Below are 13,285 nucleotides of genomic sequence, written 5' to 3'. Positions count from 1 at the left end.
CTTATTCTCCTGCCAGCGCGAACGGGCGCTGCTCTTGCGCGGCCATTTCGGCCAACGCACGACGGTATTCGACCGGCATCACCTTCCTGAACTTCGGCAGCATCTCCGACCAGCGGTCGAGAATGTCCTTGGCGCGGGTGGAGCCGGTATAGCGGGCGTGATTGGCGATCAGCTGATGCAGGCGCTCGGCATCGAAGCGCGTCATGTCGCTCTTCACGTCGACACGGCCGTGGCCCTCGAGCCCGCCCGACTGGTGGTAGTGCTGGTCGAGGAGTTCCTCCTCCTCCAGCACGTGTTCCAGTTCCACCATCGACATGTTGCAGCGGTTGGCGAAGTCGCCCGCCTCGTCCAGCACATAGGCGATGCCGCCGGACATGCCGGCCGCGAAGTTGCGCCCGGTCTGGCCGAGAACGACGACGATGCCGCCGGTCATATATTCGCAACCGTGGTCGCCCGTGCCTTCAACAACCGTGATGGCGCCGGAATTGCGCACCGCGAAGCGCTCGCCCGCGATGCCGCGGAAGTAGCACTCGCCCTCGATCGCGCCGTAAAGCACGGTGTTGCCGACGATGATCGAGTTGTCGACGTCGAGATCCTTCGCCTCAGACGAGGGATAGACGATGATCCGTCCACCGGAGAGGCCCTTGCCGACATAGTCGTTGGCCTCGCCCTCAAGCTCGAGCGTCACGCCACGGGCAAGCCAGGCGCCGAAGCTCTGGCCGGCAGTGCCGGTGAGCTTCACGTGGATGGAGTCCTCGGTGAGGCCGGCATTGCCGTGATGCTTGACCAGTTCGCCGGACAGCATGGCACCGGCAGCGCGGTTCATGCTGCTGATCTTGGTCTCGATGACGACCGGCCGGCCCTCGTGGATGGCTGGTGCCGCTTCGGCGATCAGCTTGCGGTCGAGCACCTTCTCCAGGTGATGGTCCTGGCGCTCGCTGTGGAAGATGCCGACTTCGGCCGGCACGTCCGGCTTGTGGAACAGCCGCGAGAAGTCGAGCCCCTTGGCCTTCCAGTGGGTGACGGCCTGCTGCTTTTCCAGCATCTGCATCTGGCCGACCATCTCGGACAGCGTGCGGAAGCCCATGGAGGCCATGTACTCGCGCACTTCCTCGGCGACGAAGAAGAAGTAGTTTACAACATGCTCGGGCAGGCCCTTGAAGCGCTTGCGCAGCACCGGGTCCTGGGTGGCGACGCCAACCGGGCAGGTGTTTAGATGGCACTTGCGCATCATGATGCAGCCAGATGCGATCAGCGGCGCAGTCGCGAAGCCGAACTCATCGGCGCCGAGCAGCGCCCCGATCACTACGTCGCGGCCGGTACGCAGGCCGCCGTCGACCTGGACCGCGATGCGCGAACGCAGACGGTTCAGCACCAGGGTCTGGTGGGTCTCGGCCAGGCCGATCTCCCAAGGGCTGCCCGTGTGCTTGATCGAGGTCAGCGGGGACGCGCCCGTGCCGCCCTCGAAGCCAGAGATGGTGACATGGTCGGCGCGCGCCTTGGCGACGCCAGCCGCAACCGTGCCGACACCCACTTCCGACACCAGCTTCACCGAGATGTCGGCGGCCGGGTTGGTGTTCTTCAGGTCGTAGATCAGCTGAGCCAGATCTTCGATCGAATAGATGTCGTGGTGCGGCGGCGGCGAGATCAGGCCGACGCCCGGTGTCGAATGGCGCACCTTGGCGATGACCGCATCGACCTTGTGACCGGGCAGCTGTCCGCCCTCGCCGGGCTTGGCGCCCTGGGCCATCTTGATCTGGATCATGTCGGCATTGACCAGATATTCGGTGGTCACACCGAAGCGGCCCGAGGCGACCTGCTTGATCGCCGAGCGCATGGAGCGCCCATCGGCCATCGGCACGAAGCGCTCGGCCTCTTCGCCGCCCTCGCCGGTGTTCGATTTGGCGCCGATCGAGTTCATGGCGAGAGCGAGCGTCGTATGGGCCTCGCGGGAGATCGAGCCATAGGACATGGCACCGGTCGCGAAACGCTTCACGATGGAGGAGGCGGGTTCCACCTCGTCGAGCGGCACGGGCTTGCGACCGTCCTGCTCGGCGGTGCGGATGTTGAACAGGCCGCGGATCGTCTGCAGCTTGCTCGTCTGCTCGTTGATCAGGCGGGCGAATTCGCGATAGCGGTCCTGGCTGTTGCCGCGCACCGCGTGCTGCAGGGCCGCAACGGTCTCCGGGCTCCAGACATGGTCCTCGCCGCGGATGCGGTAGGCATATTCGCCGCCCACCTCAAGCGACGAGCGCAGGGTCGGATCGTCGGAGAAGGCACCGGTGTGACGGCTAACCGTCTCCTCGGCGATCTCGGCCAAACCGACACCCTCGATGGTGGTCGCGGTCCCGAAGAAATAGCTCTTCACGAACTCGCTCGACAGGCCGACAGCGTCGAAGATCTGCGCGCCGCAATAGGACTGGTAGGTCGAGATGCCCATCTTGGACATCACCTTCATGATGCCCTTGCCGATCGACTTGATGTAGCGCTTGACGACCTCGTCAGCCTCCACCTCCGGCGGCAGCTCGCCGCGGGCGTGAAGCTCTTCCATGCTCTCGAAGGCGAGATAGGGATTGATCGCCTCGGCGCCGTAGCCGGCAAGGCAGCAGAAGTGATGGATCTCGCGGGCCTCACCGGTCTCAATGACGAGGCCGGCCGCCGTGCGGAGACCCTTGCGGATCAGGTGATGGTGAACGGCGGCCACCGCCAGCAGTGACGGGATCGGGATCCGGTCCGGCCCGACCATGCGGTCGGACAGGATGATGATGTTGTAGCGGCCGTGGACGGCTGCTTCCGCGCGGTCGCACAGCAGCTGCAGAGCCTCCGCCATGCCGGCCGCACCCTTGGCGGTCGGATAGGTGATGTCGAGGGTCTTGGTGTCGAAGCTGTCCTCGGTGTGGCCGATACAGCGGATCTTCTCCAGGTCCTCGTTGGTGAGGATCGGCTGACGCACCTCAAGGCGGCGACGACGCGCGTGCCCATCGTGGTCGAACAGGTTCGGACGCGGGCCGATGAACGACACGAGGCTCATGACGAGCTCCTCGCGGATCGGATCGATCGGTGGGTTCGTCACCTGGGCGAAGTTCTGCTTGAAATAGGTGTAGAGCAGCTTCGACTTCGACGAGAGCGCCGAGATCGGGGTGTCCGTGCCCATGGAGCCGACGGCTTCCTGGCCGGTCACCGCCATGGGCGCTAGCAGGATCTTGACGTCTTCCTGGGTGTAGCCGAAGGCCTGCTGCTTATCGAGCAGCGGCACGTCGGTGCGCGATGCGCGCGGCTCGACCGGCGGCAGGTCCTCGAGGATCAACTGCGACTTGTCGAGCCAGTCCCGGTAGGGGTTCTTCCCCGAAAGCTGGGCCTTGATCTCCTCATCCGAGATGATGCGGCCCTCGGCGAGATCGACGAGCAGCATCTTGCCGGGCTGGAGGCGCCACTTCCTGACGATCTGGTCTTCCGGCACCGGCAGAACGCCCATTTCGGACGCCATGATGATGCGGTCGTCCTTGGTGACGAACCAGCGGGCGGGCCTCAAACCGTTGCGGTCGAGGGTCGCGCCGATCTGGCGGCCATCGGTGAAGGCGATTGCCGCCGGACCGTCCCACGGCTCCATGACCGCAGCGTGGTACTCGTAGAAGGCACGCCGGGATTCATCCATCAGCTTGTTGCCGGCCCAGGCTTCGGGCACCAGCATCATCACTGCATGAGCGAGCGAATAGCCGCCCTGGACGAGAAATTCGAGCGCGTTGTCGAAGCACGCCGTGTCCGACTGGCCCTCGTAGGAGATCGGCCAGAGCTTGGAGATGTCGTTGCCGAACAGCTCGCTGTCGACGCTCGCCTGACGGGCCGCCATCCAGTTGACGTTGCCGCGCAGCGTGTTGATCTCGCCGTTATGGGCCACCATCCGGTAGGGATGGGCAAGCGTCCAGGTCGGGAACGTGTTGGTGGAGAAGCGCTGGTGGACGAGAGCCAATGCGCTCTCGAACGACGGATCATGCAGGTCCGGGTAATAGGCGCCCAGCTGGTCGGCCAGGAACATGCCCTTGTAGACGATGGTCCGGCAGGACAGGGACGCCGGGTAATAGCCGTGGGTCTTCGGATCGTTGCGATCATAGACGAGGTTGGAGATCACCTTGCGGAGAACGAAGAGGCGCCGCTCGAACTCGTCCTCGGAGGTGATGTCGGAGCCACGCCCGACGAAGATCTGCATGTGCTTCGGCTCGGTCGGCTTGACGCTGTAGCCGAGCGACGAATTGTCGGTGGGAACCTCACGCCAGCCGAGCAGGACCTGGCCCTCGTCGGCAACAACCTTTTCGATTGTCGCCCGGACAATGGCCTGTCCGTCGGGGTCGCGCGGGAAGAAGAAGTAGCCGACGGCATATTCGCCAGGCGCCGGGAGTTCGAATCCGAGTCCGCTGGTCTTCTTCACGAAGAACGCGTGCGGAATCTGCACCAGGATGCCTGCGCCGTCACCGGCGCGCGGATCAGCGCCCGTCGCACCGCGATGCTCCAGGTTCAGCAGGATCTGGATCGCGTCCTGGACGATCTTGTGGGACTTGCGACCCTTCATGTCGGCGATGAAGCCGACGCCGCACGAGTCCTTCTCGTTCAGCGGGTTGTAAAGGCCCTGGGCAGCGGGCAGACCCGGATGTGTGACGGCGCGCTGGCGGTTTTTCGTGCGGACGAGCCCATTGGTTTTCGTGGTGCGGAGCGACCGCGCCTCGTGACCAAGACCTGCATCCACACTTGTCCGCTTCGTGCTCATCGTCCACCCCGTGCGCTGTTCTCACACCGCTGTCGATATTGTCATTGTGACACATCGAGCCGGCGACGACGTTGGGAAATCCCTGCGCCGGCCGGCATGCCATGCCGAGGTTTTTGATCGACCCCGGAGCGTCCTTGCGGGCGCCTGTCGGAAAGGGCAGTGATGCTGACCTTTCTCTCCCGTTATTTGACAGATTTCAAACAAGGGCACAAGCGGCAAAGCACGGGCAAATTGACCAAGTCAGGCGGTTTGTTGCCACCTGACCCGTATTGATCGTCAGAAACGAAAAGTCAGAACCCTGCCAGGCGACATTTAATTGCAGAAACGCCTTTTGGGCTCACGAAAGCCAGTTAGGGCGCTCGGGCTGTCGGGAGGTCCGACGTCGGGCTCCGCGGGCTGCCAGGCCAGCTGAAATCGTCGGCCCTCCCGCGAGGTGCCGAGGGCGCTTCGCCGCGAACAAGCACCGCCGCCGCAGTGCCCTGAAGAGCGCCGGCGGGCCGGTCGCCGGCGAGCGTGCGTGCGGCGGTCGGCGCGGGAAGCGCCTCAGGCGGCGCATTGCCCGGTGGGGTGCGAATTTGGGCCGGATTTCCCGCCAACGGAAAGACCGGACCGGCGAGCGGGCGTGGTTGCGGCTGGACGATCTCGGGTGCAACCAGGCCCGGTACGGCGGCCTGTGGAACCGGCAGGCCGCCATCGGGGAGCCGACCGGGCGTTGCCTCGGGATTGGCCGGCGCGATCCGGCCGACCAGGTCGCGGCGGAGGTCCTGCTCGAGAAAGAGGGCAAGCTTGCGCGCGCCGGCACTGGTGAAATGCACGCCGTCGGCGGTGCGCAGCCTGCGGATCTGGCCGGCGAAATCGGGTCCGAACTGGGTGTACTGGCCCTGTTCGTCGACGAAGCCGTTCCAGACATCGATATAGTTGACGCCGTTCTGGGCGGCGCGCTCCTTGTAGAGGTCGTTCAGATAGGCCATGTCGGCCGAGATGCGCTGGCCGCGGAGCGGCGGCAGGCCGACCCAGTAGACGGGCACGCCGCGCGCCTTCATCGCCTGCATCGCCTGGTCGATGCGCTGGACGTAGAGCTCCCGCCAGCGGTCGGTGCGAGGCTCGAACGTGTCGCGGTCGACTCGGATAGCCTGGCGGTCGTTGGAGCCAATCATCATCACGATGAAATCGACCTTGGCTTCGCGGGCGAGCAATTCGGGGATTGCCTTCACCCAGTCGTAGAACTCGGCGCGCGCCAGACCCGACGAGATCTTCGTCTGGTCGTTCACTCCAAGCTCCGGCACATCCTCGAAGGCATTCTCGATGCCGTAGGCGAGCCATTCCGCGAGGTTGTCGCCCAGCACCAGCACGAAGGTTGTCGGTGCGGCGGGGACTGTTGCTGCCTCCGGATTGGCTGGATCAGAAGTCGCACTGCCCGCACGGCTGCGGTCCGATGGGGGCCGCAGGGATTCCGAAGTCTGCTGGCTCCGCGCGGCGGTCGGCCGGGTGCGTTGGGGGATCGAAATGATCCTCGGACGCTGGTTTCGCGGCGCGAAGAGATGGGGATAGCGATCGTCGGTATAGCCGGATTGCGCTTCAGCAGGCACCGGAGCGAGTGCGAGCCCCGCCAGCAGGAGGAATGCCAGCCATATGCCGATCCGTGTCACCAGGCAGCCTCGGGTCCATTGTCCGCTTGTTGCCTTCTAGCACGGCAATGACGGGTCCTCATAGAACCGGGACGATGGCTTGGCTCAGCCGCCCTGGCGCATCCGCTGGAGCAGGGCGGCGGTCGGGAACCCATCGGCCGCCAGGCCGACGCGCGCCTGATAGCGCTGCAGCGCCTCGCGTGTGCCCGCGCCCAGCCGGCCGTCGATGGTGCCGGTGTAGAGCCCCACCTGGGTCAGCCGCTGCTGGATCTCGAGCCGTTCCTCCCGCGACAGCGCACGCTCGGAGACGGGCCAGGGCCGCGCGAACGGACCGCCGCCCCGCAGCCGATCCGCCAGGTGGCCGACCGCCATCGCGTAGCTTTCGGAATTGTTATATTTCATGATGACGCGGAAATTGGGCAGCATGAGAAAAGCCGGCCCCCGGGCGCCTCCCGGAAGGTGGAGGAAAGCCTGATCACTGGCGCGCGGAAACGCCCTGGCCCCGATGCGATGGACGCCGCGTGCGGACCATTGCGACAGCGGCATCGGCCGGTCGCGACCGGCGAGCGTCAGGTCGAGATTGGCCGGAATCGTGACTTCGTAGCCCCAGCCCTGACCGCGGACCCAGCCTTCCTCACGGAGCAGGTTGCCGGTCGACATCATCGCGTCGGGAATGGAGCCGAGAAGATCGATGCGCTGGGCATTGGAGCTCGACCGCGCGGCGCGCAGGAACGTGGACGGCATGAACTGGGTGTGGCCGAAGGCCCCCGCCCATGAACCGCGGAACTCGCCCGGCGCCACATGACCGCGACCGATGATCTGCAGCGCTGCGACGAATTCACCTCGGAAGAACTCTTGCCGGCGACCGTAGCAGGCGAGTGTCGCTGTCGCGCGCACGACGCTGGTATTGCCCTTTGAGCGCCCGAAGCTCGTCTCGATGCCCCAGATGGCCGCGATGATGTAGCGATCGACGCCGGTCGCCTGTTCGGCGCGCTCGAAGGCGGCACGATGCTGCACCATCATCCGGCGCCCCTCGGTGATCCGGTTCTGGGCGACGATGCCGTTGATGTAATCCCACGGCTGGCGGGAGAATTCGGGCTGGCGGTCCAGCAGCTGCAGGATCGACGAGTCTGGCGTCAGACCGTTCGTCGCCTGCTCAAAGACCTGGGGCAGCACACCGCGCTGCGCCGCCTGGCCGCGGAGCGACTGAAGGCATGCCGCAAAGCCACCATCCTGCGCGTGGATAGCTCCGCCCGGCAGTGTGAGGGAGCCGATCCCGACCAGTGCGAGCGCCAATCGGCGCCATGAACGTGAGCACACCATGCCAACGCCTCCGTTGCGGGACCACGCCCTATCGAAGACCTAGAGGAACATCCTCCATGGTGAACGAAGGCTTAAGCGCCCTCAAAGCGTCGTCATGTCGCGACCAGGGATTTGAGGCCTCGCCAGGCCGGTGACAGCAGCCTTTCACTGACCGGGATCAGGGCAAAACCGATCAGCAGGCCGACGAGCCCTGAGCCGGCTGCGAACAGGAGCCAGTTGATGGCGCTCGCTACGGCTGGCAGAGCGCGCGAACCGCCGTCGGCAATCGTCTGGATCGCGTGCTCGACGCCAGTCAGTCCGAAATGGGCGAGCCCGTGCACCACGATGCCGCCGCCGACCCAGATCATCGCTGCCGTGCCGACCACGGACAGTACGGCGAGAAACGATGGCATCAGGCGCACAAGGCCGCGACCGATGGCACGGATGACGGTTCCCATCAGCGAGGACGATGTGGTGCTGGCGAGCGCCATGCCGACATCATCCGCCTTCACGATCAGGGCCACGCCGCCATAGACCCAGACCGTGATGCCGATGCCGACCGCCGCCAGGACGGCCGCCTGCGTCCAGATGTTGCCGGTCGGAATGGCGGCCAGCGTGATCGCCATGATCTCGGCTGACAGGATGAAATCGGTCTTGATGGCGCTGGCAACCTTGATGTCCTCCAGCGAGGCAGCACCAAGCGCCAGCGGCTCCAGAGCCGCCACGTGGGCCTTGGCATCGTGGGGGACGACGGCCTCGTAGACCTTCTCGGCCCCCTCGTAGCAAAGGAAAGCACCGCCAATCATGAGGAGGGGCAGGATCGCCCAGGGTGCAAAGGCGCTGAGTGCAAGCGCCACCGGCAGCAGATAGAGCAGCTTGTTGCGCAGGGATCCCCGCGCGATCTTGGCGATGACCGGCAATTCGCGGTCCGCCCGCATGCCGACGACATAGCGCGGCGTGACGGCGGCATCATCGATGACGACGCCGGCGGCCTTGGCGCCAGCCTTCGCGGCCTGTCCCGCGACGTCATCCAGCGTCGACGCACTTATCTTGACGAGAGCAGCAACGTCGTCGAGCAGTGCGAGAAGTCCGATACTCACGAGGCATCTCCAGAAGGGCCACCCCGATGAGTATCAGGATGCCGGGCCGCCAGCGGCCATGGTCAGCCGGATATCGACCTCGCGCGTAACATAGCGCCATTCCTCGGTCTGGCGCAGGCGCGCGACGAGTTTATTGAAGTCGCCCTCGTGCTCGGGCGCGAACTCGAACCAGGTCAGAAAGTCGAAGCGCTCGCCGAGATCGCGGCTGTGGTGAAGGCGCCTTGCGATGGCGGGCAGGTAATCCAGCCCAATGGCAATGTGGTGTGAGCGCTCTTCCATGATGGCGCGGCGTTCGTCCTGGGCCAAAGCCCACCAGGCCTCGCTCTTGGAAATCGGGATCAGAGCCGCGCGGGTTGAGGCCGGGCGTCCGAGACCCTCCTGGCGGGTCGTGAGATCGGACACCTCGTCTCGGTTCGTGTACCGGGTGTTGCTGACCACGCCCCGAAGCGTCCATGTCGACATTTCAGCTGCGGAGGCCGCCTCGATCACAGCGAGGCGCTCGGCGACCGGCAAGGGCTCACCCCGCACCGCGTCGATCCGGTCGATGCGCCAGGCGCCGGCTGAGCCTGCTGCAAAGGTGACGTGAAGCGGCGGCGGCATGACCTTCTCCCTGCGCCTCAACAGGGCAAGCGCCATGCCAAGGACCGCATCAGCCGCGCCGGAGCCGCTCGAGGAACGCCCGGTCTGCTTCGCCGGTCTGCGGCATGCCGAAGCGGCCCTGCATGGTGCGGACTGCCTGTTTCGACTTGTCGCCAAGAATGCCGTCGACATCGCCGAGATCGAAGCCCAGAGCATTCAGCCGCCGCTGGATGTCCTCGCGGTCGGCATGGGTCAGGCCGCCTTCGCCTGGCGGCCAGGGCCTCGAGAACCGTCCGCCGCCCTTGATCCGGTCGGCGAGGTGGCCGATGGCGAGCGCATAGGAATCCGCGTTGTTGTAGCGCTTGATCACGTTGAAATTGCTGGTCAGCAGCAAATGGGGGCCGCCCTCTCCGGCCGGTTTCCACAAGACCGCGCCGGCGTCGCTCGCCATCGAGCCGCCGCCAACCCGCGTGACGCCGCTTGACGCCCAGGCACTGATGGCACGGCGCGAGCCCCTGTCGCCGGCGATCCCCGGCGCATTGACCTCGAAGCCCCACGGCACGCCCGGCGTCCAGCCATTGCGGCGGAGATAATTGGCTGCCGACCCCATGGCATCGGGGATCGAGTTCCAGATGTCGCGCCGCCCATCGCCGGTGAAATCGATGGCAAAGGCATGGAAGCTGGTCGGCATGAACTGGACGTGACCCATGGCGCCGGCCCAGGAGCCGGTCATGGCTTGCGGCTGCACGTCGCCGGACTGGAGGATGCGCAGGGCCGCGATCAACTCGCGGCGGAAGAAGTCGGCGCGCCTCCCAGCATGGGCAAGCGTCGCCATGGCCTGGATGACATAGTGCTCGCCGCGCGCCGTCCCATAAGATGTCTCGTTGCCCCAGATGGAGCAGACGATGTCGCCGGGCACGCCATAGCGGCTCTCGACCCCAGCGAATGTCGCGCGGTGCTCGGCAATCCCGGCGCGGCCATTGGTGGTGCGTTTGTTGGAGGTGCGCACGTCGACATAGTCGCCCAACGTGCGGCGGAACTCCGGCTGGCGCTGGGAAAGCTCGATGACCCGCGGGTTCGGCTCCACGCCCTGGAAGGCACGGTTGAAGGTTGCGCGCAAAACGCCGGCGCCGGATGCGGCCGGCCACAGGGTCTCGACGAAACCGGCAAAGGTCGCAGCTTCAGCCCGCCCGATGAGGGCTGGCGCCGCAAGGCCGCCGGCGGCGAGCAGAATCTGGCGTCGGGTGAGAATGGGCATGTCGGGCCTCCGATCTGGTCCGGCAGTGAGGACGGCAGATGTCCTGATTCGCAGGCGAAGATAGCGCGGATGTGGCGGAGCCGCCTTGGGGATCGACAAGGTTGTGCTCGCGCGTGCGTGTGCGAGCGACTATATAGAGGCTTCCAGCTACAATGCCCGACCGAATCGCAGAGGCACGGCACGTGCCCTCAGCCCGGTTGCATGGAGAAGAAGCCCGTATGGCCGAACCTGCCCTCGTCGACACGTCCGACACCGATTATGGCGCCGACAGCATCAAGGTGCTGAAGGGCCTCGATGCCGTCCGCAAGCGCCCCGGCATGTATATCGGTGACACGGATGATGGCTCCGGCCTGCACCACATGGTCTACGAGGTCATCGACAATGCCATCGACGAGGCGCTGGCCGGCCACGCGACCGAGGTGACCGCGACGCTGAACGCCGACGGATCGGTGACCGTCACCGACAATGGGCGCGGCATTCCGACCGACATCCACCCCACCGAAGGCATTTCGGCGGCCGAGGTCATCATGACCCAGCTGCACGCCGGCGGTAAGTTCGACCAGAACTCCTACAAGGTCTCCGGTGGTCTGCACGGCGTCGGCGTGTCCGTCGTCAACGCGCTGTCGTCCTGGCTCAAATTGTCAATCTGGCGCGGCGGCAAGGCCTATTCGGTCGAGTTCCGTCATGGTGAGCCGGTGGCGCCGCTGGCGCATCTCGGACCGTCCGATGGCAAGCGCGGCACGGAAGTGACGTTCCTGGCCTCGACCGAGACCTTCACCAATGTCGAATACGATTTCGCCACGCTTGAGCATCGCCTGCGCGAGCTGGCCTTCCTCAATTCGGGCGTCCGCATCCTCCTGAGCGACCGGCGCCATGCCGTGCACAAGACCGTCGAACTCTATTACGAGGGCGGCGTCGAGGCCTTCGTGCGCTATCTCGACCGGAACAAGGCACCGCTGGTCGCGAGCCCGATCGTGCTGAAGTCGGAGCGCGACGGCATCACGGTGGAAGTAGCGCTGTGGTGGAACGATTCCTACCACGAGAACGTCCTCTGCTTCACCAACAACATCCCCCAGCGCGATGGCGGCACCCATCTGGCCGGCTTCCGTGGTGCGCTCACCCGTCAGGTCACGGGCTATTCGGAATCCTCCGGCGTCACCAAGCGCGAGAAAGTCGACCTCACCGGCGATGATTGCCGCGAGGGCCTGACGGCCGTCGTTTCGGTCAAGGTGCCTGATCCGAAATTCTCGTCGCAGACCAAGGACAAGCTGGTCTCATCCGAAGTCCGGCCGGTGGTCGAGAGCATCGTCAACGAGGCGCTTGGCAGCTGGTTCGAGGAGCATCCGGCCGAGGCCAAGGCGATCGCGCAGAAGGTGGCGGAAGCCGCCGCCGCCCGCGAAGCTGCCCGCAAGGCGCGCGAGTTGACCCGCCGCAAGACGGCGCTCGACGTCGCATCCCTTCCGGGCAAGCTCGCCGATTGCCAGGAGCGGGATCCCGCCAAGTCGGAACTGTTCATCGTGGAGGGTGACTCGGCCGGCGGTTCCGCCAAGCAGGGCCGCGACCGCGCGTTCCAGGCCGTTCTGCCGCTGCGTGGCAAGATCCTGAACGTTGAGCGCGCGCGCTTCGACAAGATGCTGTCGTCCGAGATGATCGGCACGCTGATCATGGCGCTCGGCACCGGCATCGGCCGCGACGAGTTCAACATCGAGAAGCTCCGCTATCACAAGATCATCCTGATGACGGATGCCGACGTCGACGGGTCACATATCCGGACGCTGCTGCTGACCTTCTTCTTCCGTCAGATGCCGGAGATCATCGAGCGGGGGCATGTCTTTATCGCCCAGCCGCCGCTGTTCAAGGTGATGCGCGGCAAGAGCGAGACCTACATCAAGAACGAGCGTGCGCTTGAGGACTACCTGACAGAGGGCGGTCTCGACGAGAGCCTGCTCGTCCTGCCGTCGGGCGAAGTGCGCTCGGGCCAGGATCTCGCCGCCGTGGTCGAGGAAGCCCGTCAGGTCCGCAATCTGATTGCCAGCCTGCATTCCCGCTACAATCGGTCGGTCATCGAGCAGGCGGCGATCGCCGGCGCGCTCCATGCCGATGTCATCCGCGATCCTTCCCAGGCCGAGGCCAAGGCACTGAAGATCGCGGGCCGCCTCGACGCACTCGCCGACGAGGTCGAGCGCGGCTGGGAAGGCCATTTCGACGGCCAGGCCTACAGCTTCACCCGCACCATTCGTGGCGTGACCGAAGTCGCTCAGCTTGATGCCGCCTTCCTGGCGTCTGCCGAGGCGCGGCGCCTCGACGAATACGGCAAGAGCCTGTTGGAAGCCTATGAAAAGCCGGCGATCTTCCGCCGCAAGGGCAACGATACCCAGGTTGCCGGACCGATTGCCCTGTTTGAGGCGGTCAAGGACGCTGGCGCATCCGGTATCAAGCTGCAGCGCTACAAAGGTCTCGGCGAGATGAATGCCGACCAGCTCTGGGAGACGACGCTCGACCGCAATGCGCGTTCGCTCTTGCGCGTCCACATCAAGGACACGGCCGACGCCGACGACATCTTCGTCAAGCTGATGGGCGATGTCGTGGAGCCGCGTCGCGAGTTCATCCAGGAAAACGCACTAAACGCGACGGTCGACGCCTGATTGGGCATCGG

General features: G+C 65.4%; 7 protein-coding genes. 1 reads left to right on the top strand and 6 read right to left on the bottom strand.

What is annotated here, in order from left to right:
- Window position 1 precedes the first annotated feature (1 nt).
- The 6 genes from gltB to E8L99_RS00710 all read right to left on the bottom strand — a co-directional run bounded on the left by gltB (window position 2) and on the right by E8L99_RS00710 (window position 10,629).
- Window positions 2–4,762, bottom strand: coding sequence for a glutamate synthase large subunit (gene gltB, locus E8L99_RS00735; RefSeq protein ID WP_137097758.1), 4,761 nt, complete (start codon window positions 4,760–4,762; stop codon window positions 2–4).
- 350 nt (window positions 4,763–5,112) lie between these two features.
- On the bottom strand, window positions 5,113–6,411 hold the full coding sequence (locus E8L99_RS00730) for an SGNH/GDSL hydrolase family protein (protein WP_168201515.1): 1,299 nt from the start codon (window positions 6,409–6,411) through the stop codon (window positions 5,113–5,115).
- 84 nt (window positions 6,412–6,495) lie between these two features.
- A complete protein-coding gene (locus tag E8L99_RS00725) occupies window positions 6,496–7,713 on the bottom strand; it encodes a lytic murein transglycosylase (protein WP_137097756.1) in 1,218 nt (405 codons plus the stop codon).
- Between the two features lie 92 nt (window positions 7,714–7,805).
- On the bottom strand, window positions 7,806–8,792 hold the full coding sequence (locus E8L99_RS00720) for a DUF808 domain-containing protein (protein WP_137097755.1): 987 nt from the start codon (window positions 8,790–8,792) through the stop codon (window positions 7,806–7,808).
- Window positions 8,793–8,825: 33 nt separating this feature from the next.
- Window positions 8,826–9,392, bottom strand: coding sequence for a chlorite dismutase family protein (locus E8L99_RS00715; RefSeq protein WP_137097754.1), 567 nt, complete (start codon window positions 9,390–9,392; stop codon window positions 8,826–8,828).
- 49 nt (window positions 9,393–9,441) lie between these two features.
- Window positions 9,442–10,629: a lytic murein transglycosylase gene (locus tag E8L99_RS00710; protein ID WP_137097753.1), complete on the bottom strand. Its 1,188-nt coding sequence runs from the start codon at window positions 10,627–10,629 to the stop codon at window positions 9,442–9,444.
- A 218-nt stretch (window positions 10,630–10,847) separates the two neighbouring features.
- On the opposite strand from E8L99_RS00710, the gene gyrB reads away from it, so the two are divergent.
- Window positions 10,848–13,274 (top strand): DNA topoisomerase (ATP-hydrolyzing) subunit B, encoded by a 2,427-nt coding sequence (gene gyrB, locus E8L99_RS00705; RefSeq protein ID WP_137097752.1) that lies wholly within the window; start codon window positions 10,848–10,850, stop codon window positions 13,272–13,274.
- Window positions 13,275–13,285: the final 11 nt, after the last annotated feature.

The sequence above is a fragment of the Phreatobacter aquaticus genome (genome assembly GCF_005160265.1).
Classification (GTDB): Bacteria; Pseudomonadota; Alphaproteobacteria; order Rhizobiales; family Phreatobacteraceae; genus Phreatobacter; species Phreatobacter aquaticus.
Note: the sequence above shows the minus strand (reverse complement) of the source record. Positions and strands in the feature narration are given on the sequence as shown.